The organism is Stappia indica (assembly GCF_020177335.1).
Taxonomy (GTDB): domain Bacteria; phylum Pseudomonadota; class Alphaproteobacteria; order Rhizobiales; family Stappiaceae; genus Stappia; species Stappia indica_B.
On sequence record NZ_JAIVMG010000015.1, the window covers coordinates 53,885 to 69,333 of the forward strand.

At 66.4% G+C, this 15,449-nt stretch carries 16 protein-coding genes; 6 read left to right on the top strand and 10 right to left on the bottom strand.

What is annotated here, in order from left to right; all coding sequences use genetic code 11:
• Positions 1 to 3 precede the first annotated feature (3 nt).
• Complete coding sequence (locus LC062_RS18090; protein ID WP_224912427.1) at positions 4 to 420, top strand: hypothetical protein; 417 nt, start codon at positions 4 to 6, stop codon at positions 418 to 420.
• 17 nt (positions 421 to 437) lie between these two features.
• Here the strand turns inward: LC062_RS18090 and LC062_RS18095 are convergent, their stop codons facing one another.
• Complete coding sequence (locus tag LC062_RS18095; RefSeq protein WP_224912428.1) at positions 438 to 953, bottom strand: hypothetical protein; 516 nt, start codon at positions 951 to 953, stop codon at positions 438 to 440.
• Positions 954 to 1,134: 181 nt separating this feature from the next.
• Here LC062_RS18095 and LC062_RS18100 point away from each other — a divergent pair, with 181 nt between their 5' ends.
• Complete coding sequence (locus LC062_RS18100; protein WP_224912429.1) at positions 1,135 to 1,761, top strand: GNAT family N-acetyltransferase; 627 nt, start codon at positions 1,135 to 1,137, stop codon at positions 1,759 to 1,761.
• On the top strand, positions 1,758 to 2,951 hold the full coding sequence (locus LC062_RS18105) for an MFS transporter (protein WP_224912430.1): 1,194 nt from the start codon (positions 1,758 to 1,760) through the stop codon (positions 2,949 to 2,951). Before LC062_RS18100 ends, LC062_RS18105 begins: the two co-directional genes overlap by 4 nt.
• Positions 2,952 to 2,970: 19 nt before the next feature.
• Here the strand turns inward: LC062_RS18105 and ggt are convergent, their stop codons facing one another.
• Complete coding sequence (ggt, locus tag LC062_RS18110; RefSeq protein ID WP_224912431.1) at positions 2,971 to 4,728, bottom strand: gamma-glutamyltransferase; 1,758 nt, start codon at positions 4,726 to 4,728, stop codon at positions 2,971 to 2,973.
• Positions 4,729 to 4,842: 114 nt separating this feature from the next.
• Here ggt and LC062_RS18115 point away from each other — a divergent pair, with 114 nt between their 5' ends.
• Entirely contained in the window at positions 4,843 to 5,172 is a 330-nt protein-coding gene (locus LC062_RS18115) for a c-type cytochrome (protein ID WP_224912432.1), read from the top strand.
• A 122-nt stretch (positions 5,173 to 5,294) separates the two neighbouring features.
• On the opposite strand, the gene LC062_RS18120 is transcribed toward LC062_RS18115, so the two are convergent.
• From LC062_RS18120 to LC062_RS18140, 5 genes are all read right to left on the bottom strand, one after another.
• Positions 5,295 to 6,329, bottom strand: a complete 1,035-nt coding sequence (locus tag LC062_RS18120; protein ID WP_224912433.1) for an aspartate-semialdehyde dehydrogenase — start codon at positions 6,327 to 6,329, stop codon at positions 5,295 to 5,297.
• 348 nt (positions 6,330 to 6,677) lie between these two features.
• Positions 6,678 to 7,715: an esterase-like activity of phytase family protein gene (locus LC062_RS18125; RefSeq protein ID WP_224912434.1), complete on the bottom strand. Its 1,038-nt coding sequence runs from the start codon at positions 7,713 to 7,715 to the stop codon at positions 6,678 to 6,680.
• 6 nt (positions 7,716 to 7,721) lie between these two features.
• Positions 7,722 to 9,614, bottom strand: coding sequence for a cobaltochelatase subunit CobT (gene cobT, locus LC062_RS18130; RefSeq protein WP_224912435.1), 1,893 nt, complete (start codon positions 9,612 to 9,614; stop codon positions 7,722 to 7,724).
• Positions 9,615 to 9,628: 14 nt separating this feature from the next.
• On the bottom strand, positions 9,629 to 10,606 hold the full coding sequence (gene cobS, locus LC062_RS18135; protein WP_371873472.1) for a cobaltochelatase subunit CobS: 978 nt from the start codon (positions 10,604 to 10,606) through the stop codon (positions 9,629 to 9,631).
• A gap of 290 nt (positions 10,607 to 10,896) precedes the next feature.
• Positions 10,897 to 11,499 (bottom strand): J domain-containing protein, encoded by a 603-nt coding sequence (locus LC062_RS18140; protein ID WP_224912436.1) that lies wholly within the window; start codon positions 11,497 to 11,499, stop codon positions 10,897 to 10,899.
• A 135-nt stretch (positions 11,500 to 11,634) separates the two neighbouring features.
• Here LC062_RS18140 and LC062_RS18145 point away from each other — a divergent pair, with 135 nt between their 5' ends.
• A complete protein-coding gene (locus tag LC062_RS18145) occupies positions 11,635 to 11,943 on the top strand; it encodes a BolA family protein (protein ID WP_224912437.1) in 309 nt (102 codons plus the stop codon).
• A 26-nt stretch (positions 11,944 to 11,969) separates the two neighbouring features.
• Here the strand turns inward: LC062_RS18145 and LC062_RS18150 are convergent, their stop codons facing one another.
• Genes LC062_RS18150 through LC062_RS18160 form a run of 3 tightly spaced genes read right to left on the bottom strand, consistent with a single transcriptional unit; the run spans position 11,970 to position 15,087 of the window.
• Complete coding sequence (locus tag LC062_RS18150; protein WP_224912438.1) at positions 11,970 to 13,295, bottom strand: HlyC/CorC family transporter; 1,326 nt, start codon at positions 13,293 to 13,295, stop codon at positions 11,970 to 11,972.
• Entirely contained in the window at positions 13,292 to 14,461 is a 1,170-nt protein-coding gene (gene aroB, locus LC062_RS18155; protein ID WP_224912439.1) for a 3-dehydroquinate synthase, read from the bottom strand. The genes LC062_RS18150 and aroB overlap by 4 nt, the downstream gene beginning before the upstream one ends.
• 26 nt (positions 14,462 to 14,487) lie before the next feature.
• The gene (locus LC062_RS18160) at positions 14,488 to 15,087 is read right to left on the bottom strand and encodes a shikimate kinase (protein WP_224912440.1); all 600 of its coding nucleotides are present in this window, start codon (positions 15,085 to 15,087) and stop codon (positions 14,488 to 14,490) included.
• 209 nt (positions 15,088 to 15,296) lie between these two features.
• Here LC062_RS18160 and LC062_RS18165 point away from each other — a divergent pair, with 209 nt between their 5' ends.
• Positions 15,297 to 15,440 carry a hypothetical protein gene (locus tag LC062_RS18165; RefSeq protein ID WP_181759736.1) on the top strand — a complete coding sequence of 48 codons (144 nt, stop codon included), beginning with the start codon at positions 15,297 to 15,299 and terminating at the stop codon, positions 15,438 to 15,440.
• Positions 15,441 to 15,449: the final 9 nt, after the last annotated feature.

Below are 15,449 nucleotides of genomic sequence, written 5' to 3' on the forward strand. Positions count from 1 at the left end.
ACGATGACCGATCAGATCGCACCGTTTCTAGGCACCTGGCTGCTCGACCTTGATGACAGCGAGTTTGACCAGAGCGACCTTCCCCGCTCCGGCCAGTGCCGGATCGAGGAGGAGTTCGGTCTGGTCACCATCCGCATGATGCTGGTCACCGCCGAGGGAGAAACCGTGGAAGGCGAGATGGCGGCAATCCCTGGCGGTCCCGGCCAGCGCCTGTCACAGAGCGGCCTTGCCGACCGTCTGCTGCTGTTCTTCGAAGGCGACCGCACCCTGACCTCGGAGGCCAAGCGCGGCAACGAGGTGCTGATGACCGCGCGCAGGCGTTTGTCAGAGGATGGCCGCACCCTGGAAATCGAACAATCGGTGAATGTTCCCGGCCAGGGCGAAGTGGTCAACACGGCCATCTACCGCCGGGCGCAGTAGCCGGATATCCGACCGGGCTACCAGACCGCTGGCCAGGACGGCGGCCAGCCCGCCTGCCAGCGTCCGGCCGCCAGAACGCCGAGCCACAACGCCAACGAAATCAGACCGGCGGTGCGGAACCGGGAGATCGTCCCGCGCGAATCCACCTGCGCCAGCAGGCGCCAGGCCGGGACGATCCGCAGCATCAGCGCATTCAGCCCGGCCAGAGCGATCAGCCCCATCTTGAGCTGGAACCCGGGCAGCGCCGCCAGCGCATGCGGTCGTAGCGACATCATCGCCAGACCCGTGGCAAGCGCCAGCAGAAACCCGACGGCGGAGACCGGGACCAGAACTCGGGCAAGTTCGGACAGCGGCACCGACGGCCACAGCCCGAGCATCCTGAGATCGAACGGCAGAATGGCGCCAAACAGCATCGCCGCACCAATGACATGGGCAAAGGCGGTCAGATCGCGCGCAAGCGCGGACCCGGCCAGGAAGACCGCCACCGGCGAGCCTTGCAGAAAATCGTAAAACGCCCCGAGTTCCGTGATCATGGTCCGGCTTGTCCGCTCGCCTCAGTCCATCCTTGATAGCGTGATTCTCCCATTTCACGACCTGTGTCCAGCAGCGGATGGCGTCCCCGCACCGCTTTTCGCGTCCCACCGCAGGACCGGGGACTTGTCATTGCACCCATCGCCCCCCACAAGAATAAGGCGAACCTCGGAGCGGCCGATCATGACACTCGACATCCTCCCCTTCGTGCGCGCGGGCGACGAGACCGCCGCGACGCGCCTTTTTGCCGAGGCGCTGTTTCAGAAGCTGCGCCCGTTCTTCGGCGAGGTGGACCGTGCTGTCGCGTTTCTCGCACCCCACCTGTGCCGGGAGCGTGCCGTCACCGCCCTTGTCGATGGCCGGATCGCCGGCATCGCCGGGTATCGGCTGGCGGGGCGCGAGCTGTTCAACCCCGGCTGGGCCGACCTTCAGCGGCATTTCGGACTGTTCGGCGCGAGTTGGCGTGCCGCCGGGCTGTCCTTGCTGGAAAAGGGCAAGGAGGCAGGCGTTCTGTCCATGGACGGCATCGCGGTGAGCCCCGAGGCGCGGGGACGGGGCATCGGCACCGCGCTGCTCGACGCCATCTGCGGCATCGCCCGGCAGGCCGGGCGGCACAGCGTGCGGCTCGATGTCATTGACAGCAACCCGCGCGCCCGCGCGCTTTACGAGCGCAGTGGTTTCATTGCCGGCGAGACCAGACAGCTCGGGCTCTTCCAGCTGCTGTTCGGGTTCTCCGCCGTGACAGAGATGCACCGGGCGATCGACCCGGGAAATGCGCCATCGATCCAGCCCCCGGCAACCGGGCCATGATCGGCGCTGCCACCGCCGCCCCCGGAACCCTCGACCGACTGGCGATCTCGGTGGTGCTGGGCATGGTCGCGGTGTTCGGCCTCGCCCAGGGCCTCACCTATCCGCTGCTTGCCTTCATCCTGGAACGGCAGGGCGTGCCGGCCTGGTTGATCGGCGCCAATGCGGCGATGATGGCGATCGGCCTGATCGTCTCCGCCCCGCTGACCCCGCAACTGGCCCTGCGCTTCGGCGCCGCGCGTCTGGCCATCGCCAGCGCGCTGCTACTCGCCGTCCTCTTCGCCCTGATCGGCCTGTTCCAGTCACTCCTGGTCTGGTTCCCGGCGCGGCTCTTGCTCGGCTTCGCCATCAACGGGCTCTACATCTCCAGTGAGACCTGGGTGAACCAGCTTGCCCCCGACCGGATGCGCGGGCGCCTGCTCGGCCTTTATTCCACCGCCCTTGCCGGCGGGTTCGCCCTGGGGCCGGCGAGCCTGGTGCTCACCGGCACGGACACGCTCGCCCCCTTCCTGATCTGCATCACCGTCTGTCTGGTCTGCGGCGGGTTGATCCTGTCGATCCACCATCGGTTGCCGCAATTCTCCGCCGGCGACACCGGTTCGATCCGCCAAGTCGCGCCGCTCATTCCCTTCCTGCTCGTCATCACCGGCACCGCCGCAGCCTTCGATCAGGCGATCCTGACCCTGTTCCCGGTCTACGGGCTGGGGCACGGGCTGACCGCCGGCGCGGTCTCCACCGCTCTGGCCATCCTGATCGTCGGCAACATCCTGTTTCAGGTGCCTATCGGTATCATCGCCGACCGTTGGGGCGCGGAACGGATGATGACGCTGCTCTGTGCCCTGACCATTCTCGGCGCCGCGTTGCTGCCGTTGGTGATCGCCGCACCGCTGCCTCTGTGGGCCATGCTGTTCGTCTGGGGATCGGCGGCCTATGGCATCTACACCATCGCCCTGATGGAGCTTGGCCGCCGGTTTTCCGGCGCCATGCTGATCGCCGGCAACGCCGGTTTCGCGGTGATGTGGGGTGTGGGCGGCGCGCTCGGTCCGGCGCTCGCCGGCAGCGCCATGGATCTCTTCGGCCTGAACGGCCTGCCGCTTCTGCTCGCCGGCGTCTATACGCTGCTCTTGGTCGTCGCCCTTTATCGGCAACTCGTCCCACAGCGGCCAGCAGCGCGATCAGCCGCAAGCGACTGATCGCACCGCGCGTTTCTTGCTAGTTGTGACCGACGGCCAGCGCGCCCTGACGGCGCGGATCGGCGGCACCGGCCAGACCGCCCTCGACGCTCATCACCGACTGGGTCGAGCCCATGGTCGGCTTCAGCGCGATGGTGTGCCCCTTGGCCCGCAGCAGCGCCAGCGTATCGGGGGAAACCCCCTCCTCCACCCGCAGCTCATCGGGCAGCCACTGGTGATGCACCCGCGGCGCCGCGCTCGCCTCCGCGACATTCATGCCATGGTCGACCACGTTGAGGATCACCTGCAGCACGGTGGTGATGATCCGGCTGCCGCCAGGCGATCCGGTGGCCATCAGCAATTCGCCATCCTTGAACACCAGCGTCGGGCTCATGGAGGACAGCGGACGCTTGCGCGGCGCCACCGCATTGGCGTCGCCGCCGATCAGCCCATAGGCATTGGGAACGCCCGGCTTGGCGGAGAAATCGTCCAGCTCATTGTTGAGGAGAACACCCGTATCCCCGGCCATCAGGCCGGCGCCATAGGAAAAGTTCAGCGTATAGGTGTTGGCGACCGCGTTGCCGTCGTCATCGACGATGGAATAATGGGTCGTCTGATCGCTCTCATAGGGCACCGGGGCACCCGGCTTGATCTCCGCCGCCGGCGCCGCCCGATCCGGCGAGAAATCGGCCATCCGCTCGCGGGCATAGGCCTTCGAGGTCAGGCCCTTGACCGGTACATCGACGAAATCCGGATCGCCGAGATACTCGGACCGGTCCGCATAGGCCCGCTTCATCGCCTCGGCCATCACGTGCAAGGTGGCCGCCGAACCGGCGCCGGAGCCGGCAAGGTCATGATCCTCCAGCATGTTGAGGATCTCCACGATATGCACCCCGCCGGAGGAGGGCGGTGGCATGGAGGCAATGGTGTAGCCGCGATAGGTGCCGGTGACCGGCGCGCGCCAGACCACCTTGTACTCGGCCAGGTCGGCAAGGGTCATCGGACCGCCCGCCTCCTCAACCCGCGCGACGATCGCCTCGGCCACCGGCCCGCTGTAGAACCCTGACGGCCCCTCGCTGGCGATCTTGTCCAGGGTCGCCGCCAGATGTGGCAGCTTCAACGTGTCCCCGGCTTCATAGAAGCTTCCGTCCGGCTTGTAATAGGCGGCAAGGCTGGCCGGGTCCTTCGACAGGCGCGGGTGCACCTGCTTGAGCGATCCCGCCAGATCGTCGGAGACGATAAACCCGTCGCGGGCCAGCGCGATCGCCGGGGCAATCAACTCGGCGAAGGTGAAGGTGCCGCTGCCGTATTTCTCATGAGCGGCAAACATGCCGGCGACGGTGCCCGGCACACCAACGGCAAAGCCGGAATAGCGCGACTTGTTGCTGTCCGCATTGCCATCGGCATCGAGGAACATGTCGCGGAACGCCCCCGCCGGCGCCAGCTCGCGATAGTCGAGCGCATGGGTCTGGCCGCTGTCGGCCAGATGCACCATCATGAAACCGCCGCCGCCGAGATTTCCTGCCCGGGGCAGGGTCACCGCCAGGGCGAACCCGACCGCGACCGCCGCATCCACCGCATTGCCGCCCCGGGCGAGAATGTCGCGGCCGACAGCGCTGGCCAGCGCTTCCTGGCTCGACACCATGCCGCCACGCGCCACCACCGGATGGAACCGGTCGTCGCCGGACAGGATCGGCCCTGTCTGAACGCTCCCGCTCTGGGCCGCGACCGGCCCGGTTGCCAGTCCGCAGACAAGCCCCGCCATGAGCATGATGCGGGATATTCGCCGAAACGCCATCGAACAACCTCCTGAATGAAACCCTCTTCCCGACGGAAAGGCCCTGTCGCCACGCGGGTTGAAACGCTACCATTTGCCAAACGGTGGCAGTCAGAACGCAGGGAGCATAGCACCATGAACGCGATGCGGAAGCCGGTTGCAACGATTGCGGCCATACTCGCTCTGGCAGGCATTGCGGGTACGCCGGGCACGGCGCTGGCCGATGCCAAAGACGGTGCGCGCCTTGCCCGCCTCTGGTGCGCCGCCTGCCACGTGGTCGCCGATGACCAGGCGTCCGGCAGCGAGGCGGTGCCGCCCTTCGCCGAGATCGCCAACCGGCCGAATTTCGACCGCGGCGGGCTGGCCGCCACCCTCTCCGGCCAACATCCGATCATGCCCGACATGACCCTGTCACGGCAGGAGATTGCCGATTTGTCCGCCTATATCGCTTCGCTCGCCCGCTGACCGGCTGCCCGTTTGCAGTGCCTACGGGGCCGCCAACGAAAAAGGGGACCATGGCCGCGCCATGATCCCCTTTCGGTATGTCCCAGTTCCCGGAGCGACCTCCGGTCCTTGATCCGTCCCGATCAGGCGGCAGCCTTCTTCGGCGCGATCAGCTGGCGATTGACCAGCACCTCGGCGATCTGCACCGTGTTCAGCGCCGCGCCCTTGCGCAGGTTGTCGGCCACGACCCAAAGGTTCAGACCGTTTTCCACCGTCGCATCCTCGCGGATACGGCTGACATAGGTCGCATCCTCGCCGGCGCATTCATACGGGGTGACGTAGCCGCCATCCTCGGTCTTGTCGACGACCAGCACGCCCGGCGCCTCGCGCAGAATATCGCGGGCCTCGTCGGCGGTGATCGGCTTGTCGAACTCGATGTTGACCGCTTCCGCATGGCCGATGAACACCGGCACGCGCACGGCGGTGCAGGTGACCTTGATCGCCGGATCCAGCATCTTCTTGGTCTCGGCCAGCACCTTCCATTCTTCCTTGGTGTAGCCGTCTTCCATGAAGACATCGATATGCGGAATGACGTTGAAGGCGATCCGCTTGGTGAACTTCTCCGGCACGATCGGATCGTTGACGAACACGGCACGCGTCTGGTTGAACAGCTCGTCCATCGCTTCCTTACCGCCGCCGGAGACCGACTGATAGGTCGAAACGACGATACGCTTGATCTTCGCCGCATCATGCAGCGGCTTCAGCGCAACGACGAGCTGTGCGGTCGAGCAGTTCGGATTGGCGATGATGTTCTTCTTGGTGAAGCCGGCAATCGCATCCGCATTCACCTCCGGCACGATCAGCGGCACATCCGCGTCGTAGCGCCAGGCGGAGGAGTTGTCGATGACGACGCAGCCCTGCGCGGCGATCTTCGGCGACCACTCCTTCGACACCTCGCCGCCCGCCGACATCAGGCAGATATCGACATCGGAAAAGTCGTAGTGGTCGATCGCCTGACAGGTCAGCGTCTTGTCGCCGAAGGACACGTCGACGCCCTGGGACCGGCGCGAGGCAACCGCAACCACTTCCGAAGCGGGAAAGCCGCGCTCGGCGAGAATATCGAGCATTTCGCGCCCCACGTTGCCCGTGGCGCCGACAACAGCGACCTTGTAAGCCATAGAGTTCTTCCTCTCGTTCCGCTCCCCGCGAGCCGTGCGGAGCGCCTGTCGCGGTCCATCGGCTCTTCCTGACCCCCGTCGAACCGGGGGAGCGCGGAACGAGAGAGGCCGTCAGACGGTTTTGGTGGTCGTCGTGGTTTTGGTGGTCGTCGTGTCTTCGCCCGCGGAGGCCCCCGCCCATGCGCAAACGCCCGCGCGCGGCGCGGTCATGCAGGCACTGGAACCAAGGGTACGGCGATCAATCATCGCTCTTTCCGCGATTGAAGGGACACTAGGCGCCTTTCATGCGGGCAGCGACGATCAAAGTCAACAAATACGATCACAAAAACGGACAGCGAGGACCGCGCCTCAATCGCCGTCCAGACGAAACCGCAGCAACAGGGTCCGCTGCAGGATCGACCGGTTGTCATCCGAGACAAGCGTCACAACGGTATCGCCGGACGGCGAGCGATGCACCGACAGCCCTTCCATGTTGTCGATCTGCTCGTTGAACCCAGCCTCCAGCAGCACGGTGCCGACGACTTGCGCCCCGGGCACCAGCTCGGCGGCCGGCAACAGTCTGAGCCGCATGCCGATGCCGTGGCGCAGGGTGAAGCGGCGCTCCAGCAGCAAGAGATCGCCATCGGGCAGGAAGGCCGCGTCGGTGGCGTCGTAATCGTCCTGGCGTTTCAGGGTAAAGGTGCCGGGCCGGGGACCGCCGATGAGAAACCCGGGCATGTCGTCGGCGAAGGTCGGACCACGCTCGGCGATCACCACCAGCGTGCCCGCCAGGGGGCCGGAATTGGCCGCGGCGACCGCTTCCATCCCCTTGTTGTGGCGCAGGGACTTGATGGCGGCAGGCAGCGGGATTTCCCGCCCATGTGCCGCGAAATCGAGCGGATAGGGAAAGGCGAAGATGCCATGCCGGCGCTCGGTCGACACCAGCAGCTCCGCCCCGGCATCACTGCGGCGCAGGGTCAGCGCCTCGCTGTCGCCGCGCCCCAGCTCCATCAGGGTCTCGCCGCCTGGCCCCAGCAGCGGGGCGACCCGCGCGCCTTCCAGCGCCAGCGGCCGTCCCGTATCGTCCTGCTTCACGCGCGCCGACAGCCAGAGCCCGTTGTCGGCCACCGCGATCAGATCGCGCCCTTCATCGGTGACAAGCAGACCGGACAGCCCGCCCATGTGCCGGTTCGGCGACAGCAGTTCCAGCCCACCGAGGAAGGTGAGCCGCCCGAACTGCGTCACCTCCGGTCGGCCGATGCGGAAATGATCGATGGGACGCGCGGTGAGCGGCACCGCCTCGCCCTGCGGCCCGATGCCGGACGCCGTCGCGACCCCCGCCGTCGCCAGCACCGCAAGGCAGGCGATGACGGCGGCAAGCCGGCGCGCGAAGGGCGTCTTCGCCACCGTCCGCTAGCCCCGCGACCGCATCCGGCGGCGCCCGGTGGCCCGCGGCATCAGGGTCTGATCGTCGAACAGGTTCGCCAGCTGATCGGTCATCGCTCCGGCCAGCTCCTCCGCGTCGATGATCGTCACCGCCCGCTGGTAGTAGCGCGTCACGTCATGGCCGATGCCGATGGCGATCAGTTCGACCGGCGACCGGGTCTCGATCTCCTCGATCACATAGCGCAGATGTCGCTCCAGATAGTTGCCCGGATTGACCGACAAGGTGCAGTCATCCACCGGCGCGCCATCGGAGATCATCATCAGGATCTTGCGCTGTTCGGGCCGGCCGAGCAGACGCTTGTGCGCCCAGTCGAGCGCCTCGCCGTCGATGTTCTCCTTCAGCAGCCCCTCGCGCATCATCAGGCCAAGATTGCGCCGTGCCCGGCGCCACGGCGCATCCGCCGACTTGTAGATGATATGCCTCAGGTCGTTGAGCCGGCCGGGCTGGGCCGGCTTGCCGGCGGCAAGCCATGCCTCACGCGACTGACCGCCCTTCCACGCCCGGGTGGTGAAGCCGAGGATCTCCACCTTGACGCCGCAGCGCTCAAGTGTGCGCGCCAGGATATCGGCACAGGTGGCGGCAACGGTGATCGGCCGGCCGCGCATCGAACCGGAGTTGTCGAGCAGCAGGGTGACCACGGTGTCGCGGAAATTGGTGTCGCTTTCCTGCTTGAAGGCCAGCGGCTGCATCGGGTCGGTCACCACCCGGGTCAGCCGGGCGGTGTCGAGCATCCCCTCTTCCAGATCGAAGCTCCAGGAGCGGTTCTGCTGGGCCAGAAGCTTGCGCTGCAGCCGGTTGGCGAGCCGCGCCACCGCTCCTTGCAGGTTCACAAGCTGCTTGTCGAGATGTCCGCGCAGCCGGTCCAGCTCCGCGGTGTCGCACAGCTCCTCGGCCGGGATCATCTCGTCGAACTGGGTGGTGAAGACCTTGTAGTCGGACACCGGCGGCTGATTGGAGAACGGCAGCTCGCGGCGCTGGCTCTCGCCCGGCTCCTGCGCATCGGCCGCGTCATCGTCCTCGGCCATTTCCTGCAGATCGCCATCGAGCGCTTCGGTCTCGCCGGCCTCGGTTTCCTCGCCGGACAGCTCCACGTCCTGCGGCGCGCCTTCCTCCTCGCCGGTGTTTTCCTCACCTTCCGAAGCGGTTTCGCCGCGCTCGCCGTTGCCGTCCTGCTCGTTCTCCTCGCCGTCCGTATCCTCGCCTTCCTGGCCGAAATCCTCGTCCATTTCCAGCGAGGACAACAGGTGACGGATCTGGCGCGCGAAGCTGCCCTGATTCTCCATCTGCCCGGACAGAAGATCGAGATCCTCGCCGGCCTTCTCCTCGATCCAGTCACGCCACTGGGCGATCATCGGCTCGGCGCTCTTGGGCGGCGCAAGGCCGGTCAGACGCTCGCGCACCATATGCGCGACCGCCTCCTCAAGCGGCGCATCCTCGCGGCTGGCCACATCCGCATAGGCGGCCTTGTTGCACCGGTCTTCCAGCATCGCCGCGAGATTGTCCGCCACACCGGGCATCCGGTTGGCGCCGACCGCCTCGCAGCGCGCCTGCTCCACCGCCTCGAAAATCGACCGCGCCATCTCGCCCTGCGGCGCCAGCTTGCGATGCATGGCCGGATCGTGACAGGCGAGTTTGAGCGCCATGGAGTCGCCAAGCCCGCGCGTCACCGCGACATCCGTCCCGCTCAGCCGACGCGCCGGCTCCGGCATCCGGGCAGTATGCCCGGACAGGGAGGCCCGGTCAGAGGAGAACAGAACTTCCAGTTCCGGGTCGCCGGCAATGGCCCGCATGGTGTCGCCGACCGCCCGCTTCAGGGGCTCCACGGTCGGTTTGCTCTTTTCCGAAGGCGGATTGCGCATGGAGAGATGCCCCGTCAGCTCATCACCACGTTGGCGGCCGATTCAGGAAGATCCACCCCGAAGCAGCGCTGATAGAACTCGGCCACCAGGGTCCGCTCCATCTCGTCGCACTTGTTGAGGAAGGTCACGCGGAAGGCGAAGCCCAGATCGTCGAAGATCTCGGCATTCTCCGCCCAGGTGATCACCGTGCGCGGGCTCATCACCGTCGACAGATCGCCGTTGATGAAGGCATTGCGGGTCATGTCGGCGAGCCGCACCATGCGCGAGACCGTCTGCCGGCCTTCCTCGTTCTGGTAGTGCTTGGCCTTGGCCAGAACGATTTCCACCTCGTTGTCATGGGGCAGATAGTTCAGCGTGGTGACGATCGACCAGCGGTCCATCTGGCCCTGGTTGATCTGCTGGGTGCCATGATAAAGGCCGGAGGTATCGCCGAGACCGACGGTGTTCGCCGTGGCGAACAGGCGGAAGGCGGGATGGGGACGGATCACCCGGTTCTGGTCGAGCAGCGTCAGCCGGCCGGACACTTCCAGGACGCGCTGGATCACGAACATCACGTCCGGACGGCCGGCGTCATATTCGTCGAACACCAGCGCCACGTTGTTCTGCAGCGCCCAGGGCAGGATGCCATCGCGGAATTCGGTCACCTGATGGCCGTCGCGAATGACGATCGCGTCCTTGCCGACCAGATCGATCCGCGAGATGTGGCTGTCCAGGTTGATGCGCACGCACGGCCAGTTGAGGCGCGCGGCCACCTGCTCGATATGGGTCGACTTGCCGGTGCCGTGGTAGCCCGTCACCATCACGCGGCGGTTATGGGCAAAGCCGGCGAGGATCGCCAGGGTCGTCGGCCGGTCGAACAGATAGTCCGGGTCGAGATCCGGGGTCTGCTCGGTCGGCGCCGAATAGGCCGGAACGGTCAGGTCGGTATCGATGCCAAACACATCCCGGACGGAAACGCTGGTATCGGGCAGGGATTCGGCAGGCAGCATCATATCGGTCATTTGTCCTCCGACGGCCCGTGCAGTCCGGGCTTCGGGCTTTGCGTTAACAGCAGGGCGCGCGGGCGCGCGAGGTGTGGATCGGCAAGAGACCCTAGAGCAAGATCCAGCCAAGTGAAAATGGTTTGTCGCCTTGGCGAAACAGCCAGCGCGCCCGACCCTTCGCGCCGCCACCCTCCCAGGCAGAAGCGGCAGGACCACCACGCGCATGCGGTGTCATAGCGCATTCGCACAGCCGTGCAAATCGGCGTTTCGCCGCGCCCCCCGCACCCGTTATCGACCGATCAGCAGAAATCGGCCTTCTTCAGCAGGGTGTAGGCCTGGATAATCTCCCGCAACCGATCCTCCGACGACCGGTCGCCGCCATTGGCATCCGGGTGGTGCCGCTTGACCAGCAGTTTGTAGCGGGCCTTGATTTCCGCCCCGCGCACCTCATGCGCCAGCCCCAGCGTATCGAACGCCCGCGCCTCCAGCGCCTTCAGTTTGGGCCGGCGAGCCGTCGGCTTGCCGCGCCGCGCCTCGGCCCGGGCGCGGGCCGCCGCGCGCGGGTCGATATCCGACCAGGCCGCCTGCTGGCCGGCGGCCTTGGCGTTCACCCCCATTTTCCAGGTCGGCCGATGCCCGGTCAGGGCATCGCGCTGGTAGGCGCGCGTCTCGTTGTCGTCCATCCCGGAGAAGTAATTGTAGGACTTGTTGTAGGCGCGCACATGCTCAAGGCAGAAATAGTGATAGTCGCCATCGCGGTGTCGCCCCTTGGGCGCGCGATGGGTGCCGGCCTGCATGCATCCCTCCCACTCGCACACGCGATCGGTCACCGCCTCCTCCTCGGCGCGGCCACGCTTCTTGTTGATGCGGATCCGGTCGAAAATGTCGGATGTCACGGTCATTCAGTCCATTGCAAGGGCACCAATCCGCCGGGGGCCGGAGGGGCCCGCCGTCGAGGCGGTCTGCATAAATAGGGGGTACGCGCCCGTTTCGGCAAGGTCTTGACGCGCCCCAATCGCCTGGCGCATGAAGGGCACATGACCATGCGCGCACAGATCGAGACCCTTCTCGCCCAGAGCTTTTCGCCCGAGCACCTTGAGGTGATCGACGAATCGGAAAAGCACCACGGCCATGCCGGCTGGCGCGAGGGCGGGGAAACCCATTTCCGGGTCCGCATCGTTGCCGATGCCTTCGCCGGAAAAAACCGCCTTGCCCGTCACCGCGCGGTCAACGCCTGCCTGAAAGGCCCGCTTGACGCCGGCGTGCATGCCCTGGCGATCGAGGCCCGCGCCCCCGGCGAAGCCGACCCGCGCGATGCCGCGCGCAGGGTCAACAGCCCCACCTGAGGCAAAGCCCTTGCCGATCCTGGCGCCTAGCCGGTCACAGCGGCATTCGCCGCCACCGGGCCCTTCGCCGCGCCCGAACCCTGCTGCGCCAAGGGCATGATCCGCAGCCGAGTGATGCGGTTCTTCTGCCGTCCGAGCACGGTGAAGCGGAAGCCATGGAAGGTGAAGGCCTGCCGCTCTTCCGGGATCATGCGCGCCTCGTGGATCACCAGCCCGGCGATGGTCGTCGCCTCGTCATCCGGCAGGCGCCAGTCGACCGCCCGGTTGAGATCGCGGATCGGCACCGACCCATCGACGATGATCGAGCCATCGGGCTGCGGCTTGACGCCCGCCAGTTCCAGATCGTGCTCGTCGGAAATCTCGCCGACGATTTCCTCCAGGATATCCTCCAGCGTCACCAGCCCCATCACCTCGCCATACTCATCGACGACCAGCGCGAAATGCGCCTTGCGCTTGAGGAAGGCGTTGAGCTGGTCCTGCAGGCTGGTGGTGTCCGGCACAAACCAGGGCGGCGACACGATTTCGTCGATATCCAGGCTGTCCGCATCGCCACCGGCACTGGCCAGCGCCCGCAGCAGGTCCTTGGCATGCAGCACGCCGATATAATTGTCGGTCTCCCGGCGCCACAGCGGCAGCCGGGTATGGGGGCTCTGTAGCGCCTCGCTGACGATCTTCGCCGGCGGATCGTCAGCGTTGAGCGCATTCATGTCGGTGCGGTGTACCATCACATCCGACACTTCCAGATCGGCCAGATCCAAGAGGCCGCCGATGCGGTCGCGCTCCGCCTTTACCAGCCCGCCTTCCATGTGCTGGAGATCGACCGTGCCGCGCAATTCCTCATGCGCCGACAGAACCGCCCGGTTTTCCGACACATCGACACCGAACACTCTGAGGATCGAGCGCACCACCAGTTCGACACCCACCACCACCGGCCCGAACAGCACCACCACCCAGCGCACCACCGGAGAAACCGCGATGGCGAAGCGGTCCGGATCGGCGATCGCCCAGGTCTTCGGCAGGACCTCGGAGAAGATCAGCACCAGCATGGTCATCACCAGGGTGGCATAGACCACGCCGGCATCGCCAAACAGGTTGAGCAGCACATTGGTCGCCAGGGCCGAGGCGAGGATATTGACCAGATTGTTGCCCAAGAGCAGCGCCCCGATCAGCCGCTCGCGCGCGGCGATCAGCCGGCCGACCACTCCGGCACGGTGCTCGCCGTTCTTTTCCAGTTGCAGCATCCGCGCGCGAGAGGCCGCCGTCAGCGCCGTTTCCGAGCCGGAAAAGAACCCGGACAGGGCCAAGAGCACGAGGATTGCCAGAACATAGAGCCAGAGGTTCGCATCACTCATCGGAGGGTACCCTCACGTTGCAGTTCCCGCGTCAGGAACTCCCGCACCCGCTCCGGATCGACGCCGCGTTCCACGAAGGCCTCGCCGATGCCGCGCACCAGAACGAAGGTCAGCGCCCCACGGGACACCTTCTTGTCCTGGGCCATGATGTCGAGAAACGTCTCCGCCGGCGGCATCTGCCCGGGAATGTCGGCCAGGGTGGTCGGCAAGCCGACCGCCGTCAGATGGGCCTCCACCCGCGCCACGTCCTCCGGCGGGCACAGCCCAAGTTCCACCGAGAAATCGAAGGCCATGCGCATGCCGATGGCCACGCCCTCGCCATGCACCAGCCGCGCGCCATCATAGGCGACCACCGCTTCCATCGCATGGCCGAAGGTATGCCCGAGATTGAGCAGCGCCCGCCGCCCCGCCTCGCGTTCGTCATCGGCCACCACCGCCGCCTTTGCCCGGCAGGAAGCGGCCACCGCCTCTTCCCGCTCCGGACCGCCGGCGAACACGGCCGCGTGGTTGGCCTCCAGCCAGGAGAAGAACCCGGCGTCGCCGAGCAGGCCGTATTTCGCCACCTCCGCATAGCCGGCGCGGAACTCCCGTGGCGACAGGGTGTCGAGCACCGCGGTATCGGCGATGACGAGGCTCGGCTGATGAAACGCGCCGATCAGGTTCTTGCCATGGCGCGCATTGATCCCGGTCTTGCCGCCGACGGAGGAATCCACCTGGGCCAGCAGGCTGGTCGGCAACTGGACGAAGGGCATGCCGCGCCGCACGCTGGCGGCGACGAACCCGGCAAGGTCGCCGACGACACCGCCGCCGAGCGCGATCACCACGTCGCCCCGTTCCAGTTTCGCATCAAGCACCCGTTCGCACACCGTCTCGAACATGGCAAAGCGCTTGCTGGCCTCGCCGGCGGGAATGGTGATCACCTCATGGCCGATCCCGGCCGCATCGAGGGACGCGCGCACCGCCTCCAGATGCAGCCCCGCCACGGTCTCGTCGGTGACGATCGCCGCCCGGCTGCCCGGCAGCACCTCGGCGATCCTGCGTCCCGCTTCGGCAAGCGCGCCCCGGCCGATGACGATGTCATAGCTGCGCGCGCCGAGATCGACCGGCACCCGCGTCAGGCCGCAGGCTTCAGCATCGACGGCATCAAGGGGAACATTGGCGACCATTGGAACTATCGATCCTTTCAAGTGTTTCAATCCTGTGCCGGCGGAAGGCCCAGATGCCCCTCCAGCGCGACGACAATATCATTCATCACCGTCTCATGCGGCACATCGCGAGACCAGACCGCAAGATCGGCGAGCGCATAAACCGGTTCGCGCTCCTCCAGGAGCCGGCGCAAAACCCCTTCCGGATCCGGATCCTGCAGCAAGGGGCGGGTGCCCCTGCGGCGAACCCGCTGCATCACCACCTGCAACTCGGCGCGCAGCCAGACGGAAATGCCCGCCTTGCGCACCTCCTCGCGGGTTTCCGCGTTCATGAAGGCACCGCCCCCGGTGGCCAGCACCTGCGGCCCGCTCTTCAACAGTCGGGCGATCACCCGCTGTTCGCCCGCCCGGAAATAAGCCTCGCCATGCTGGGCGAAAATCTCCGAGATGGTCTGGTTCGCGGCCGCCTCGATTTCGGTATCGGCATCGACGAACGGCAGGTCGATCGCCTGCGCCAGCCGGCGGCCGACGCTCGACTTGCCGCACCCCATGATACCGACCAGCACGATGGAGCGCGTGCCCAGCGCCGCCGTCAGGCGCGCAACCCGATCCCGGTCCAGGTCTTTCCTCACTGCGGACGTTTGCACCGCGCCTCTCCCTGAAACATCTGCCCCGCTTTGACCGTGTCGCGCCGGTGCTGTCAAGGTCAGCCCCCGGCCATCCCACGTGGACATAATGTCTGCCAAGGCGGATCGCCTTGTTTTTCTTGCATCGCCCGTCCGGTTTGGCCACATACTTGCGCAGCGACCGCACGCCCCTCTGCCTGGCGGCGACACCGGACCACCACGGATCCCGAATGCCCACACTTTCCCGATTGCTGTTCGTCCTTGTGCTGCTTGGCGGTCTCGCGGTCGCCGCCGTGTATGGCCTGGCGACCTTTGTCGAGCCATCCCAGCGCGACATCACCGTTCGCGTGCAGATGGACGGGTTCGGCCGCTGACAGCGGTCA

What these genes read in the sequence shown, in the direction of transcription:
- LC062_RS18090 (WP_224912427.1), top strand. Translation starts at nt 4, where the DNA reads ATGACCGATCAGATCGCACCGTTTCTAGGCACCTGGCTGCTCGACCTT.
- LC062_RS18095 (WP_224912428.1), bottom strand. Translation starts at nt 953, where the DNA reads ATGATCACGGAACTCGGGGCGTTTTACGATTTTCTGCAAGGCTCGCCG.
- LC062_RS18100 (WP_224912429.1), top strand. Translation starts at nt 1,135, where the DNA reads ATGACACTCGACATCCTCCCCTTCGTGCGCGCGGGCGACGAGACCGCC.
- LC062_RS18105 (WP_224912430.1), top strand. Translation starts at nt 1,758, where the DNA reads ATGATCGGCGCTGCCACCGCCGCCCCCGGAACCCTCGACCGACTGGCG.
- ggt (WP_224912431.1), bottom strand. Translation starts at nt 4,728, where the DNA reads ATGGCGTTTCGGCGAATATCCCGCATCATGCTCATGGCGGGGCTTGTC.
- LC062_RS18115 (WP_224912432.1), top strand. Translation starts at nt 4,843, where the DNA reads ATGAACGCGATGCGGAAGCCGGTTGCAACGATTGCGGCCATACTCGCT.
- LC062_RS18120 (WP_224912433.1), bottom strand. Translation starts at nt 6,329, where the DNA reads ATGGCTTACAAGGTCGCTGTTGTCGGCGCCACGGGCAACGTGGGGCGC.
- cobT (WP_224912435.1), bottom strand. Translation starts at nt 9,614, where the DNA reads ATGCGCAATCCGCCTTCGGAAAAGAGCAAACCGACCGTGGAGCCCCTG.
- cobS (WP_371873472.1), bottom strand. Translation starts at nt 10,606, where the DNA reads ATGATGCTGCCTGCCGAATCCCTGCCCGATACCAGCGTTTCCGTCCGG.
- LC062_RS18140 (WP_224912436.1), bottom strand. Translation starts at nt 11,499, where the DNA reads ATGACCGTGACATCCGACATTTTCGACCGGATCCGCATCAACAAGAAG.
- LC062_RS18145 (WP_224912437.1), top strand. Translation starts at nt 11,635, where the DNA reads ATGACCATGCGCGCACAGATCGAGACCCTTCTCGCCCAGAGCTTTTCG.
- LC062_RS18150 (WP_224912438.1), bottom strand. Translation starts at nt 13,295, where the DNA reads ATGAGTGATGCGAACCTCTGGCTCTATGTTCTGGCAATCCTCGTGCTC.
- aroB (WP_224912439.1), bottom strand. Translation starts at nt 14,461, where the DNA reads ATGGTCGCCAATGTTCCCCTTGATGCCGTCGATGCTGAAGCCTGCGGC.
- LC062_RS18165 (WP_181759736.1), top strand. Translation starts at nt 15,297, where the DNA reads ATGCCCACACTTTCCCGATTGCTGTTCGTCCTTGTGCTGCTTGGCGGT.